The following is a 14,452-nucleotide window of genomic DNA, read 5'->3' on the forward strand; positions in this document are numbered from 1 at the left end:
TACGGTGAACGCCGACGCTACGGTGCGACGCCGACGGTCAGGAGCGTTCCGAAGGTCCGGTAGCGCTCGACCATCTCTTCGCGGGTCTCCCAGTCGTCTGTCGGGAACTCCTCTGCCGGCGGTATCTCGATGTCCATGTCGGCGATAGAGTCCTGCGCGGCGACGTAGAGACCGGCGTTGCGGAAGGCGGCGCGGTACTCCTCGTGGGTCCAGCGGGTCATCTCGATGGAGATGTTCTCCTGCCAGACGTGCGAGTGAATGTTCTCCTCGTAGTAGTTGACCGCACAGAAGAACGTGCCGCCGGGCTTGAGGATGCGAGCGACCTCTTCGAGGGTGTGGTGCGGGTCGGCGGCGTAGTAGAACGCCTCCATCGACCAGACGTGGTCAACGCTGTTGTCGTCGAACGGGAGGTCGTCGAAGTCGCCGACGAGAAACGAGAGGTCGTCGGTGTCGGTGTACTCGCGGGCGTTTTGGACCATCTCCGGCGAGCCATCGAGACCAACACCGCGACCGATTCCTTTGGTGTCGTAGAGGGCGCGGAGGGCGTAGCCGCTTCCCGTTCCGAGGTCAACGACAGTGTCTCCCTCTTCGACCGGCATCCGCGCGAGGGCGTGCTTCGCGGTGTGCCAATGTCGGTCCTCCATGCCCTTGTCGCGGCCGTCGGCCGCCCAGGCGTCGAACTCGTCACGAACGCTCATACGTCCTCCTCTCAGTGCGGGGACTAAATCAGTTCGGAGCACGGCGGCGGGATGGCTATCCGTTCGAGTACTGCGACGGGGTGTCCGCCGCACACCGCGCGCCCCGCGCCTTTTAATTACGCCCGTCGCCACGACCGGGGTATGGTTGGAGTACGCCGCCGCTTCGCGCTCTCGGACACCGCCCAACAGATTGTCGGTGGATTCCTCCTCGCTGGACCGTTCGTCGTGACCGAGGAGGTGTGGAAACTCGCACAGAACATGTCACCCCTACAAGCGGCGTTTACGGTGATTATCGTCTTCTCCGTCGGCTACGGCGCACTCTATAAGGCCGACGACCGTGACCCGGACAGAGAACGGGAAGTCGGCGGGATTCCGATCCGCTTCATCTCACTGATTAGCGTCTCGTACCTCTCGGTGTTCATTCTCGCGGTCGCGTTCGGCGCGCCCGGAACGTTCCTCACGGATGTATCCGGTCGCGTGCTCTTCGACGCGATGGGCGTGCGCCTCGACCTCGCGGTGCTCGGCGTCACGCTCAAAGCGACGAGCGTCGGCGCGGTGTTCAGCGTCATCGGCGCGGCGACCGCCGACTCGCTGTTCTGACGCGGCTACCGGGCGGTTTCAGGTCCGAGCATCGAATCCGACGCCGAACACATGGGCGAAATGGCATGAAGGATTAAGTCCGCACGGTAACTGCATGACGTATGGATTACGAGCTCGCCATCGAAGACGCGCCCAAGACGATTCCGGGCGGCACAGGAATCTTACTCGTTCATCCGAGCATCGGCGAGACTGACCGCATCGACACGGACTTCTTCAAGGTCGATACCGACCAGTTCCTCGTCATCTCGACGCGCACCACCGCACGAGAGGTCGAACAGAAGATAGAGCACTACGAAGTCGATGAATCTCGCGCGATTATCCTCGACGCGCTCTCAATCGAACGCGGTTACTCCAGACGAAGCGCCGATAACATCTACTACGTCGCCTCACCTGATGACCTCGACGCCATCGTCGAAAAGACGCGGCAGTTCTTAGAGAGCTACGACGGCAAACTCAGACTCAGCGTCGATTCGGTGACCGAGATGGCCTACTACGCCGGCGAAGACCGCGCCTACGAGGCGACAAAGCGGATTCTCGGGCTACTCAAGGAGTACGATGCGGTCGGCCTGTTCCACCTCTCGAAAGAAGTCCACGACCAAGAGACGCTCGACCGGTTCCGCGAGTTGTTCGACGGCGTGGTTGACCTCAACGAAGACGGCACCGTCACGACCGACTTCTGAGCGAGACGCACACGTCAGCAGTCACTCTGCGTCAGCGGTCGAATCTATTCTTGCGAGTGATGGTCGAAGCGAAGACGAGAGCAGTGAGCGTCGCGTGCCGACGCTACGCGGGGTCGTTTTGTTCGTCCTGTTCGTCTCGGGCCTCGGCGAGTTGTTCGAACGTCTTCTGTGCCCACTTGACCGCGTAGGTCGCTCCGTGGTCGCGGTACGCCACGGTGTCGAGTGCGGCGAAGGGCGCTGGAAGCTCGCGCCCGTGTTTGACGGCCGAACACGCGAACTCCGTTGCCTCGGGGAACGAGAGTTGGCCGAGAGCGACCAACCGCGGGAGGTTCGCCAGTCGTTCGTCGAGCCGCTCGCCCGCATCGACCCACGCGTCGTGCAGGCGGTCGTGTCGTCCGTCCCACGACGAGAACGCGTCGCGGGTGTGGAGACCAACCCACCCCTCGTAGAGGGCGGCCGCGACCTGATACGTCTCGTTCGGACCGAGCGGCATCGCGTCGGCGAGGTTGCGGTACTGCTCGCCGAAGAAGGGCAGGAAGTGTTCCGGAATATCGTCGGTCCCTGCCTGTACGAGCGCCTCGGCGATGAGGAAATCCAAAAAGTCGTCCGGCGTCCCCTTCGCCCGGTATTTCACTAAGACGACCGGCGGCGACGTCTGTTCAGTCCACGTCACAGTGCCGTCGCCCGGCATTCCGATGGTGAAGTCCGAGGAGGCGTATCGGCGCACCGCCTGCGGTACCGCGTCTGGTAGCCACTCGTCGGGGTATGCCGCCGGTGACAGCGACTCGACCACGAGACCGAGGTTCTCCGCCGCTTCCGGCGGGATGGTGTCGAAATCCCCGCTTACGTCCACGACGAGCGCTCCGGGTGCGTACTCGTCGCGGACCGATTCGAGGTCCGACGGCAGTGTGCGCGTCTCGAACATGTCCTCAGGCGAGGCTCATCCCGACGAACACGAAGGCCAACACGGCTGACACGCCGACGGTACCGAGCACGATTTTCGTCGCTTGGCTCATGGTCGCACGTTGGCGTCGCGCCGCTTAAATCTGTACAGTCTCTCGTCGTGCGAATCTCCACCCGAAACGAAGGGGTTCGGGAGACCAACCCACGGTCAGCCGTCGCACATTTTAGTAACCTAACAAAACTGAGACAGTGGAGTCGGCTCAGGGAACGAGTTGTTCGCCGTCGTCGTCGATGATGCGGATGGCTTCGACCGGGCAGACGCGGGCGGCGAACTTCGCGTCGAACTCGGCGTCCTCTGGGACCTCGCGGACGAACGTGCCGTCTTCGACTTCTTCTGCGTCTTCGAGGTCGGCTTTCCCGTCGTCGAGATTCTTCGTGAACGCCTCCCACTCATCGACGCACTGGAAGATGCCAGTGCAGGTGTCGCGGTCGTACTCGACTTTCATGTCGGCATCTTCCGGCGGCCCGTACATAGCATTGCCGACGACTGCCGACGGGTCCCACGGGTCTGACGGTTCCAGGCGTCCACGACCGACCCGATGGCTTAAACCGAGGGACGGTCCAAGGTGGATGCAATGCGAACAGCGGACCTAACGAGCCTGCCTACGGGCGTTCCCGAGGCCCTCCACGACGAGGGTATCGAGGAGTTGTATCCGCCGCAGGCCGAGGCCGTCGAGGCCGGCCTGACCGACGGCGAAAGCCTCGTCGCCGCCGTCCCGACGGCGAGCGGGAAGACGCTCGTCGCCGAACTCGCAATGCTGTCGAGCGTCGCGCGAGGAGGGAAAGCGCTCTACATCGTCCCGCTCAGAGCGCTCGCCTCCGAGAAGAAAGCCGAGTTCGAACGGTGGGAAGAGTACGGCATCGACGTTGGCGTCTCGACGGGCAACTACGAGTCCAGCGGTGAGTGGCTCTCCTCGCGCGACATCATCGTCGCCACCTCCGAGAAAGTGGACTCGCTCGTCCGCAACAACGCGGCGTGGATGGACCAACTCTCGTGTGTCGTCGCCGACGAAGTCCACCTCGTCAACGACCGTAACCGCGGTCCGACGCTCGAAGTGACGCTGGCGAAACTCCGCCGACTCAACCCGGACTTGCAGGTCGTTGCGCTCTCGGCGACCGTCGGCAACGCGGGCGAAGTCGCCGAGTGGCTAGACGCTGAACTCGTCCAGTCCGACTGGCGTCCCATCGACCTCAAGATGGGCGTTCACTACGGCAACGCCATCAACTTCGACGACGGGAGCCAGCGCGAAGTTTCGGTCGGTCGCGGCGAACGACAAGCGCCTGCCCTCGTCGCGGACGCTCTCGACGGTGACGACGACGACGACCAAGGGTCGTCGCTCGTCTTCGTCAACTCCCGACGCAACGCGGAGTCTGCGGCCCGGCGGATGGCCGACGTGACAGAACAGTACATCACGGGCGACGAACGCGGCGAACTCGCACAGTTGGCCGCCGAGATACGCGACGTCTCCGACACCGAGACGTCCGAGGACCTCGCCAACGTCGTCGCCAAGGGCGCGGCGTTCCACCACGCCGGGCTTGCCTCGGAACACCGAACGCTCGTAGAAGACGCCTTCCGCGACCGACTCATCAAGTGTATCTCGGCGACGCCGACGCTCGCCGCCGGTGTCAACACCCCGAGTCGGCGCGTCATCGTCCGCGATTGGCAACGTTACGACGGCGACTACGGCGGCATGAAACCGCTCGACGTGCTCGAAGTCCACCAGATGATGGGTCGCGCCGGTCGCCCCGGACTCGACCCCTACGGCGAGGCGGTCTTACTCGCGTCCGACGCCGACACCCGCGACGAACTGTTCGAGCGGTACATCTGGGCCGAAGCGGAAAACGTGCGCTCGAAACTGGCGGCCGAGCCCGCACTTCGGACGCACCTGCTCGCAACCGTCGCCTCCGGGTTCGCACACACCCGCGAGGGCCTGCTCGAATTTCTCGACCAGACGCTCTACGCCACGCAAACCGACGACCCGGAGCGACTTGGACAGGTCACAGACCGCGTGCTCGACTACCTCGACGTGAACGGCTTCATCGAATTTGAAGGCGAGACCATCAAGGCGACGCCGGTCGGACACACCGTCTCGCGGCTCTATCTCGACCCGATGAGCGCCGCCGAAATCATCGACGGGCTGGAGTGGGGTGCGAAACACCGCTCGGAGAAACTGCGAGCGCTCGCGGGCGAGACGCCCGAGAAGACGAAACGAGAGAAGACGAAACGAGAGAAGACGAAACGAGAGAAGACGAAACGAGAGAAGACGAAACGAGAGAAGACGAAACGAGAGAAGACGAAGCAAGAGACAGCCGACGACTCCACCGGGTTCCAGCGAGCGAGCGAGATGGTCTCGGCGGGCGGAGGCGGAGACGGAAACAACTGCGGTGGCGACGCTGACGATAGCGGTAACGGCGACACTGTCGAGGAGTTCGAGACCGACCAGACCTACCCGACCCCGCTCGGTCTCTACCACCTCGTCTGCCGGACGCCGGACATGTACCAACTGTACCTGAAGTCCGGCGATAGAGAGACCTACACCGAACTGTGCTACGAACGCGAACCCGAGTTCCTCGGGCGCGTCCCCTCGGAGTACGAAGACGTCGCCTTCGAAGACTGGCTCTCGGCGCTCAAAACCGCCACCCTACTCGAAGACTGGGTTGGAGAGGTTGACGAAAGTCGAATCACGGAGCGCTATGGGGTCGGCCCGGGCGACATCCGCGGGAAGGTCGAAACCGCCGAGTGGCTCTTGGGTGCGGCCGAGCGGCTCGCCTCCGAACTCGACCTCGACGCGGTGTACGCGGTCCGAGAGGCGAAAAAGCGCGTCGAGTACGGCGTCGGCGAAGAACTGCTCGACCTCGCCGGCGTCCGCGGTGTCGGTCGAAAGCGCGCCCGCCGGCTCTTCGAAGCGGGTGTCGAGACCCGCGCCGACCTCCGCGAGGCAGACAAATCGCGGATTCTCGCCGCGCTCCGCGGCCGCCGCAAGACCGCCGAGAACATCCTCGAAGCGGCGGGTCGAAAGAATCCGTCGATGGACGACATCGACGAATCGGACGCGCCGGACGACGCGGTCCCCGACGATTCGGGCTTCGAGACGGCGAAAGACCGCGCCGACCAGCAGGCCAGCCTCGGTGATTTCGAATGAGAGTACTCGAAGCAAACGCGACCGTCTCCGACCTCGACGCGTTCATCGCCACCGTCGGAGCAGTCGCAGACGACACGGAAGCGACGATTCAAGCGTTCGATGCACGGTACATCGTGGACCGCGACCATCTCGAACGGGCGGTCGAACTCGCCGACCGAGCCATCTCTCGCGGCAACGAAATCGCCCGCGACCGCGCCGTCGAGTTCATCCTCTACGCCAGCGGTCGCCGCCAGATTAATCGCGCCTTCGAAATCGGTGTCAGCGATGGAACGCACCCCGTCGTTATCGTCATCGACGGCGGCGACGAACCAGCGGCGGAGGCCGCGCTGTTCGACCGCCTCGACCTCACGCCCGCGGAAACACTCGGCAACTACGACGAATCGCTCGTCTGCGACTTTTTCGACATCGGCGACGAGGAACGTGCCATGGCAGACGACGACCTCGCCGCACTCGTCAAAGAACGCGTAGCACTCCTCGCGGTTGACCGCTGAAAAGAGACGAGCGTCGAACGGTGACTCTACTCCGATATCTTCCGCTTTCGGAGTTTGAGTGAACTGAGAACACTAATTCTCCACCCGAAACGGTCCCCCACGGGTTCAGAATGTCACCCCTTCGTTTCAACTGGAGAACAGGGGACAGCATCGCCCCGAAAGGTGTAGAGAACGGAAAAAGTCACACCAGGATTCGAACTTCCGGGAGTCACCTCCCGACGTTCGAACTGTTTGACCAGTATAGTCCCACCAGGATTCGAACCTGGGTCGTTGCCCCCAGAAGGCAACAGGATTGGCCACTACCCCATGGGACTTCGCATCGTTTCGTACTTCGTCGGTAGTTGTAAACGTTGCGTGTCGGTTCGCCCATGCCATATAGTGCCAGTCAACCGAACAGACGTGCATAAACCACCAACTATTTGCACCAGTTCTATCCATTGTCGTGTATGTACGTCGGACGATTCGTCGTCGTCGGTCCCGGAATCGGTGCCTACCGCGTCTCCTCTCGGTCCTTCCCGAATCGACGGGTTATGGACCGAGACGGAACCCTGACCGTCGGGCCGACGCCCGATGCTCCAGAGACTGATAACCCCTACATCGCCTACAACTGCGTCCGCGAGGGCGGCGACTACGTCGTCGTCGGAAACGGGTCACAAGTCGACCCTATCGCCGAAAAACTCGACCTCGGCTACACGCCGCGCGACGCGCTCGTCGAGATTCTGCTCGCGCTCGACTACGAGAAAGACGACTACGACACGCCGCGTATCGCGGGCGTCGTCGGTGCCGAGGACGCGTACATCGGCATCGTTCGCAAGGACGCACTCCTCGTGACGGCAGTCGAAGAACCGACGCTCGTTGCGACCTACGAAGCGGACGAACCGCGAGCGTTCGACCTGTCGGCCGACACCGCCGCCGACGCCGCCCGCGAACTCTACGACCACGAGTTCGAACACGCAGTCTGTGCCGCCGCGGCGACGGTCACCGACTCGGTCGAGACCGCCTTCTACAACGGCAACTAATCGAGCCGAGTCGGCACCGTCGCCGATACCGGCCTCGAATTTTTCACTCGCGCGAGCCAATCGCAAGCTATGCGTCTGGGCATTATTTCGGACGTGCACGGAAACCTCCCGGCACTCGATACCGTCCTCGAATCGATGCCACCGGTCGATAGACTAGTCTGTGCGGGTGACGTGGTGGGGTACAACCCCTGGCCCGAAGAATGCGTGACGACACTGGCAAATCGAAACGTTCCGACGGTCTCCGGCAACCACGACCGGGCAGTCGCGGCCGCGACGGGCTTTCGGTTCAACAGCATGGCCGCCGCGGGCGTTGATTTCGCCCGCGAAGCGCTCTCTTCCGAGTCGCTCGATTGGCTCGACTCGCTCCCAGAGACGCGGACTGTCGCCGACGACCGCGTTCGAATCGTCCACGGCCATCCCGACGACCCCGACCGCTACACCTATCCGGATGACTTCTCCCCAGCACTGCTCTCGGGGGAAGACCTCCTCGTGTTGGGACACACCCACGTCCAAGCGTACGAGCGCTACGACGAAGGAATCGTATTGAACCCTGGAAGCGTCGGCCAACCCCGCGACGGCGACCCGCGAGCGGCCTACTCGGTGGTTGACCTCGATTCGATGACGGTCGAAGAACACCGTGTCAACTACGATATCGACCGCGTCGCAGAGCGTGTCAGCGAGGTCGGGCTACCGAAACGGCTGGCGAGTCGGCTCTACGAAGGAGCGTGACGCGAAAATCGGGGGGAATGGAGTATCGAGAGCCGATGCCAGTCAGTTCGAGACGGGTTTCAGTCTCGCCGAGAAGTGCCGAAGCTCTTTCATCGGCGGTTCCTCGACGATTTCGAGGCCGTCGTACTCGTCGGCGTTCGCCATCGCCTCGGCGGCCGTCTCGGCGATGTGTTCTAGGTGTTCGCGGCTGTAGGTGCGCCGCGGGAGCGCGAGGCGCACGAGGTCCGGACGGTCCGTTCCGGGGAAGGCGAATCCACCGAGTTCGACACCGCGGACGCCGCCCTCGCGGTAGAGCGCGCACACGAGGGCCTGTCCGGGGAACTGTTCTTTCGGAATGTGCGAGAATATCTCGCTGGCGTCGAGGTAGACGGCGTGGCCGCCAGTCGGGAGGTAGACCGGGACATCTGCCTCGGAGAGCAAGTCGCCCAGTTCGGCCACCTGTTCGACGCGCTCGCCGACGTAGGGCGGCGTGACCGCCTCACGGAGACCGACGGCCATCGCTTCGATGTCTCGACCCGAGAGACCGCCGTACGTGGGGAAGCCTTCGTAGAGAATTGCACGCTGTTTTGCGTGTTCGAATATCGCCTCGTCGTTCATCGCCGCGAAACCACCGATGTTGACGAGGGCGTCTTTCTTCCCCGACATCGTGATGGCGTCGGCGTGCTCGAACTGTTCGCGCGCGATTTCGGCGATAGAGGCGTCTTCGTAGCCCTGCTCGTGGGTCTTGATGAAGTGGGCGTTCTCGGCGAACCGGCAGGCGTCGATGACGAACAGCGCGTCGATATCGCGGGCGAACTCGGCCGTCGCGCGGATGTTCTCCATCGAAACCGGCTGTCCGGCGACGGAGTTGTTCGTGATGGTGAGGACGACGACCGGAATGGAGTCCGCGCCGACTTCCTCAACGAGCGCGCGCCCCGCGTCGAGGTCGAAGTTACCCTTGAACGACGCTGTCGAGTCGGGGTCGCGGGAGGCGGGCGAGGGGCAATCGACCGGTTCCGCGCCTTGGTTGACGATGTGTGCCCGCGTCGTGTCGAAATGAGAGTTGTTCGGGACGACGTCGCCGTCTTCAAGGAGGACGCCGTAAAGGACGTTTTCCGCGCCGCGACCTTGGTGGGTCGGAACGACGTGTTCGAACCCCATGACGTCGTGGACGGACTCGGCGAGGTTGGCGAACGAGTCGCTTCCTGCATACGCCTCGTCGCCGCGAATCATCGCCGCCCACTGGTCCGCCGACATGGTTCCGGTGCCGGAGTCGGTCAGTAAGTCGATGTAGACGTCACGAGCATCGAGGTTGAAGACGTTGTACCCCGCCTGTTCGATGGCGGACTCCCGCTCCTCGCGGGAGGGAAGAGTGATGGGTTCAACCATCTTCGCTTTGTACGAGCGCATATCACCACTCACGCCCGCGAATGTGAAGAATAATGCAGGCGGGAAAACGGGGTTAGAAGCCATTTTCTCGGCGTTTTCGGACGGTTCTGTGCATCGGTGTGCTCGCCTGTGTTGGTGACACCCACGGACAGGCAGTCCTGGCCGACTTCGCCAGTCGGCAACTCGGTAGCGAATCGACGCAAATCGCCCGGTTGGAAGAGTAATACGGTGTTGACCGCGCCCCGACAGAACACTCAAATCGGCGTCGGAGAGCGCGGTCGAATCGGCTTAGAATTCGTTTTGGATGATTTCGAGTGTGTCTTCGCGGTCGGCCCACGCGACGAAGATAGCAACGGAGGTTGCGGAGGTGATGACGTCGTGAATATTGATACCCGCCTCGGAGAGCGGTCGGACGATTTCGAGGATGACGCCCGGACGGTTCGGCAGTTCTCCGCCGGTGACACGAATCACGGCGATGTCGTCATCGACGGTGACAGACGAGAGGGCTTCGTCGGCGACAACGCGGTCGTGAAGCACCGCCTCAGCCTGATTCGAGGCGTCTTCGCGGACGTAGAGCGTGATAGAGTCCATGCCGGATGCGACCGACTCGACGTTGATATCCTCGTCGCGGAGGGCGACAGAGAGGTCCGCGAGGATGCCCGGTCGGTTTCGAATCGCCCGCCCGGCGACGGTGAGACATGCCAACGGCTCTTCTTGCATGTCGATGAGGTTGTGGAACTCGCCTTCGATGAGCGTCCCGCCGGTGAGTAAGTCGCCGTGTTGGTAGTGGACGACGCGAACGTCGAGCGCTTCGTCTTTGTAAGAGAGTGCTGACGGTGCGACGACCTCAGCACCACGGAACGAGAGGTTCCGGAGTTCGTCAACGGTGATTCGGCCGACGTTTCGCGCGCCCTCCACGACGCGGGGGTCGCCGGTCATGACGCCCTCGACGTCGGTCACGATGACGACCTCGTCGGCGTCCATGTACTTTCCGAGCATCACGGCGGTCGTGTCGGAGCCACCGCGACCGAGAGTCGTGATTTCACCGGCGTGGTTCTGCGCGAGGAAACCAGTGATAACCGGCACGACGCCGTCTAACTCCGAGGCGAGTTTCGCGGCGCGCTGTTGGGTCGCTTCGACATCGACTTCGCCGAGGTCGTTTGCGATGACCGGCCAGTCGTCCGCGCCGGGTTCCAGAAAGAGCGCGTCAACACCGCGGGCCGCGAGCGCCGCCTTGAGCATGCGAACGCTGGTTCGTTCGCCCATCGAGACGATTTCGGCGCGGTCTCTGTCGTCGGCTTCGAACTTGATTTCGTCGAGTAAGTCATCCGTCGTCGAACCCATCGCGGAGGCGACGACGGCTATCTCGTGTCCTGCTTCGACGGCCGCGGCGATGGAGTCCGCGGCGCGATTGATTCGGTCACCGCTCCCGAGCGAGGTGCCGCCGAACTTTGCGACTACGCGCATCGTTCCACCGCCGGGACGTGTCGCTGAGCCGCTCGATGTACAGACATGCGAGGGGCTAACGCAGGTGGACGTATAATTATATCCTCCGTTTCAACGGTTGCCGACACCACCGAATCCGCCGCCGAGACGGCCCCTCGACCTTCTTCCGTGCTGAAGTTTATAAACCAAGGCGCGGAACGACTAGGTATGAAAGTCAGAGACGCCGTCGAAGCGGACGCCGAGGCCCTCGCCGCCGTCGCCGACGCGCCAAAACGAGCGATGCGTCGGTTGATACGCGACCGAACGGTCCGTATCGCAACCGCTGAAACCGATGCCGACCCGAACGCCGACGCGCCGGTCGTCGATGACTCGGTGCTCGGCTTCGTCGGATTCGACGTACGAGATGGCGTCCTTCACGTAACCCGACTCGGCGGGACCGAAGATGCGGTTCGACGACTCCTCGAAGAACCCCTCCGGTTCGCCAGCAGTGAGCACCTGCCGGTCGAGGTGCTCGTCCTCGAATCCGAGACACCGCTCCAAACGGCAGTCGAGCACGTCGGCTTCGAACGAGTCGGATACGGTCCGAATTTCGACGGAACCCCGACGGTTCGGTACTATCTCGACGAAACGAACTAATCGACGCGGCGTCTCTCACCTTTCGATAGTCGGCAGAGCGCATACATGCGTGTCTCTCTTTTGAGAACCTATGACAACCAGATGTACTGCTCGGCAGTTGGACGGTGACTGTCTGTGACGTCAATACAGGACGTTTTCGTCTCCATTGCCGGGTCGAATCCCGTGATGCAGGGTCTCGTGGGGGGACTCGTCATCGCCGGTCTGAACATGGTCGGTGCACTCCTCATTTTGGTGTGGCGCGACCCGTCGAAGCGGTCGCTCGATACACTTCTCGGCTTCGCGGCCGGTGTCATGCTCGCGGCGAGTTTCACGAGTCTCATCCTTCCGGGTATCGAGGCCGCGGGCGGGAATCCGATTCCCGTACTCGTCGGATTCGTCATCGGCGTTCTCGTTCTCGACCAAGCGGACCTGTGGATTCCACACGTCCACATCCTCGTCACCGGGAAGACGCGCACCGAAAGCCCCGAAGCGGACCAGAAAATGGCCTCTGTCGTCCTCTTTATCATCGCCATTACGATTCACAACATGCCGGAAGGTCTCGCGGTCGGCGTCGGATTCGGCTCTGGCGACCTCGGAACCGCCATCCCACTGATGCTCGCAATCGGTATCCAGAACATTCCCGAAGGACTCGCCGTCTCTATCGCCGCCGTCAACGCCGGGCTTCGAGACACGACGTACGCGACGTTCGCGGGAATCCGCGCCGGATTGGTCGAGATTCCACTCGCCGTGTTCGGTGCGTGGGCCATCCAATACGCCGAAACGCTCCTCCCGTACGCGATGGGGTTCGCCGCGGGTGCGATGTTGTTCGTCATCTCGGACGAAATCGTCCCTGAGACGCACGCGAACGGCTACGAGCGGGTGGCGACGTTCGGAACCATGGCCGGCGTCATCGTGATGCTCTATCTGGACGTGACGCTCGGGTGAAGGGAAACACGCGGATGAACGCGGGAACACGCGAACAGCGAAGACTGAGGGACCGTCCGAGTTCGAGTGGAAGCAAAGGGGTTCGGAGAACGGCCGAACAGACTCAGTGCGTGTTCTGAATCGCCAAAGAGAACACCCGGGACGGCTCAAACGACCGCTGTGCCCGTCTCAGGAGAATTTCCGAACCGTCATGTTCAGCGTGTCGAGGTCAACGATAGGTGCGTATCCGGAGTCAGGGTCGATGTTGACGGACTTCTGGAAGTCGGTCTGTGCCTGCCAGCATCCTGAGTTGACCGCGAGCACGTTGTGGTACTTCCCCCAGCCGAGTTTGTGGACGTGGCCGGTGTGGAAGATATCGGGAACGTCTTCCATGACGAGGTAGTCGAGTTCCTCCGGTGCGAGTCGCGTGTGACCGCCGAACTGCGGCGCGACGTGTCGTTTTTTCAGGAGTTGGTACATCGCCTTGTGAGGTTCGTCGTAACTCGCCTTCTCCGAGGGCAGTTCGGCGATAACCTCGTCGAGCGAGACGCCGTGGTACATGAGTATTTTGACGCCTTCGAGCGTGACCATCGACGGATTGCTCGTGATTTGTGCGTCGTGGACGGACATGATATCGCGGAGTTCGTCGTCGAAACCGGGTTGCGGTTCGGCGAGTCGAACCGCGTCGTGGTTGCCCGGAATCATCACGATATCGATGTCGCCGGGGACCGATTTGAGATGCTCCGAGAACACCTCATATTGGTCGTAGATGTCGATTACGTCGAGTTCCTCGTCTTGATTCGGGTAGATACCGACGCCCTCGACCATGTCGCCGGCGATGAGGAGATATTCGATGTGTTCTGCTTCTTCGGTGTGGAGCCACTCTGCAAATCGGTTCCACGCGTCAGCCATGAACTCCTGACTGCCGACGTGGACGTCGGAGATGAGCGCCGCTTGGACGTGTCTGTCGGCGGTGTTCGGACGGTAACTTCGCGGTACGTCCGGGAAGTGCATCGAATCGACGAACAGGATGCCGCCGTCGCCCGAAAGGGTCCCTTCGACGGCGATACACTCGTCCAACAGGAGGTCATCGACGTAGGACGCGATTCCCTTGTCTTTCATCACGAGACACGGGAACGTCCCCGTCGTGTCTTCGAGATCGATAATCCAGTGGCCGCTTTTCGTCGATCGAACGTCATCGACCAGTCCGATGAGTTCCGCGTCCTCTCCACCGGACATGTTCGAAAGCGCCTTGGTCGGACGGTGGTTGACGCGTCCGCGCAACATCTTCGAGAGTTTCGCGTATCGGTCGCGGAACACCTTCACGAAGTCGTCGTACTCCCCGGTGCCGGTCGATTGACCGGTCATATCGTTCGCAATGTCGAGAGAGCGAACCGACTGGTCTGTGTTCCGTCCGGTGGGAGACCCCTTCGCTTCGCTTGGAGTGTTTTGTCCAGCATGAGTTGTGCTGTCACCCGATACTGCACCGGAAACGGAGGGGTCGCTTGCGGCGGCGCTCTGTGATGCGGTTCCGGACGGGTCCGCGGCGGGCGCAGACGCGAGCACCTCGCGGACGTGGTCGGCGGTGATTCGAAGCGCGTCGTCCGGGACGGTTTCGACGACGCGGGCGAGCGTGTTGCCCGGGTCGTCCGAACCGGCAATGAGAGTCACGGCCTCGCGTTCTGCGTTGTAGCCGCGACTGACGAGTGCCCGGACGATGCGCGCCGGCGTCTCCAGTGGCACACCGCGGAGTCGGCAGAGCGCGGCAAAAAGGAT

At 62.4% G+C, this 14,452-nt stretch carries 15 protein-coding genes and 1 tRNA gene; 8 read left to right on the forward strand and 8 right to left on the reverse strand.

The features are described from left to right. Positions 1-17 precede the first annotated feature (17 nt). On the reverse strand, positions 18-698 hold the full coding sequence (locus C440_RS09160; protein ID WP_008320123.1) for a class I SAM-dependent methyltransferase: 681 nt from the start codon (positions 696-698) through the stop codon (positions 18-20). A 141-nt stretch (positions 699-839) separates the two neighbouring features. Between C440_RS09160 and C440_RS09165 the strand changes: the two genes are divergently transcribed. Both C440_RS09165 and C440_RS09170 read left to right on the forward strand, forming a co-directional pair. Then, on the forward strand, positions 840-1,298 hold the full coding sequence (locus C440_RS09165; protein ID WP_008320124.1) for a DUF2391 family protein: 459 nt from the start codon (positions 840-842) through the stop codon (positions 1,296-1,298). A 101-nt stretch (positions 1,299-1,399) separates the two neighbouring features. Then, on the forward strand, positions 1,400-1,978 hold the full coding sequence (locus tag C440_RS09170; RefSeq protein WP_008320125.1) for a DUF7090 family protein: 579 nt from the start codon (positions 1,400-1,402) through the stop codon (positions 1,976-1,978). A 103-nt stretch (positions 1,979-2,081) separates the two neighbouring features. On the opposite strand, the gene C440_RS09175 is transcribed toward C440_RS09170, so the two are convergent. The 3 genes from C440_RS09175 to C440_RS09180 form a co-directional block, all read right to left on the reverse strand. Further along, positions 2,082-2,903 (reverse strand): DUF7089 family protein, encoded by an 822-nt coding sequence (locus C440_RS09175; protein WP_008320126.1) that lies wholly within the window; start codon positions 2,901-2,903, stop codon positions 2,082-2,084. A 4-nt stretch (positions 2,904-2,907) separates the two neighbouring features. Then, a complete protein-coding gene (locus C440_RS18275) occupies positions 2,908-2,994 on the reverse strand; it encodes a hypothetical protein (protein WP_449404597.1) in 87 nt (28 codons plus the stop codon). Positions 2,995-3,141: 147 nt separating this feature from the next. Further along, on the reverse strand, positions 3,142-3,387 hold the full coding sequence (locus tag C440_RS09180) for a ferredoxin (protein ID WP_008320127.1): 246 nt from the start codon (positions 3,385-3,387) through the stop codon (positions 3,142-3,144). A 129-nt stretch (positions 3,388-3,516) separates the two neighbouring features. Here C440_RS09180 and C440_RS09185 point away from each other — a divergent pair, with 129 nt between their 5' ends. Beyond that, complete coding sequence (locus tag C440_RS09185; protein WP_008320128.1) at positions 3,517-6,084, forward strand: ATP-dependent DNA helicase; 2,568 nt, start codon at positions 3,517-3,519, stop codon at positions 6,082-6,084. Next, the gene (gene cgi121 / locus C440_RS09190; RefSeq protein WP_008320130.1) at positions 6,081-6,575 is read left to right on the forward strand and encodes a KEOPS complex subunit Cgi121; all 495 of its coding nucleotides are present in this window, start codon (positions 6,081-6,083) and stop codon (positions 6,573-6,575) included. Before C440_RS09185 ends, cgi121 begins: the two co-directional genes overlap by 4 nt. 241 nt (positions 6,576-6,816) lie before the next feature. On the opposite strand, the gene C440_RS09195 is transcribed toward cgi121, so the two are convergent. Then, positions 6,817-6,889: transfer RNA gene (locus C440_RS09195), tRNA-Gln, on the reverse strand. 132 nt (positions 6,890-7,021) lie between these two features. Here C440_RS09195 and C440_RS09200 point away from each other — a divergent pair. Together C440_RS09200 and C440_RS09205 are read left to right on the forward strand one after the other, a co-directional pair. Beyond that, complete coding sequence (locus tag C440_RS09200) at positions 7,022-7,594, forward strand: IMP cyclohydrolase (protein ID WP_008320131.1); 573 nt, start codon at positions 7,022-7,024, stop codon at positions 7,592-7,594. Between the two features lie 69 nt (positions 7,595-7,663). Then, complete coding sequence (locus tag C440_RS09205; RefSeq protein WP_008320132.1) at positions 7,664-8,323, forward strand: metallophosphoesterase family protein; 660 nt, start codon at positions 7,664-7,666, stop codon at positions 8,321-8,323. A gap of 42 nt (positions 8,324-8,365) precedes the next feature. Here the strand turns inward: C440_RS09205 and C440_RS09210 are convergent, their stop codons facing one another. Both C440_RS09210 and C440_RS09215 read right to left on the reverse strand, forming a co-directional pair. Continuing rightward, on the reverse strand, positions 8,366-9,712 hold the full coding sequence (locus tag C440_RS09210; RefSeq protein ID WP_008320133.1) for a tryptophanase: 1,347 nt from the start codon (positions 9,710-9,712) through the stop codon (positions 8,366-8,368). Positions 9,713-9,979: 267 nt separating this feature from the next. Continuing rightward, positions 9,980-11,158, reverse strand: a complete 1,179-nt coding sequence (locus C440_RS09215; RefSeq protein WP_008320134.1) for an aspartate kinase — start codon at positions 11,156-11,158, stop codon at positions 9,980-9,982. Positions 11,159-11,344: 186 nt separating this feature from the next. On the opposite strand from C440_RS09215, the gene C440_RS09220 reads away from it, so the two are divergent. Next, positions 11,345-11,773 (forward strand): hypothetical protein, encoded by a 429-nt coding sequence (locus C440_RS09220; RefSeq protein ID WP_008320135.1) that lies wholly within the window; start codon positions 11,345-11,347, stop codon positions 11,771-11,773. Between the two features lie 165 nt (positions 11,774-11,938). Next, the gene (locus C440_RS09225; protein WP_008320136.1) at positions 11,939-12,697 is read left to right on the forward strand and encodes a ZIP family metal transporter; all 759 of its coding nucleotides are present in this window, start codon (positions 11,939-11,941) and stop codon (positions 12,695-12,697) included. A 168-nt stretch (positions 12,698-12,865) separates the two neighbouring features. On the opposite strand, the gene C440_RS09230 is transcribed toward C440_RS09225, so the two are convergent. Then, positions 12,866-14,419 (reverse strand): DNA-directed DNA polymerase II small subunit, encoded by a 1,554-nt coding sequence (locus C440_RS09230; protein ID WP_008320137.1) that lies wholly within the window; start codon positions 14,417-14,419, stop codon positions 12,866-12,868. Positions 14,420-14,452 lie beyond the last annotated feature (33 nt).

Source organism: Haloferax mucosum ATCC BAA-1512 (assembly GCF_000337815.1).
Taxonomy (GTDB): Archaea; Halobacteriota; Halobacteria; order Halobacteriales; family Haloferacaceae; genus Haloferax; species Haloferax mucosum.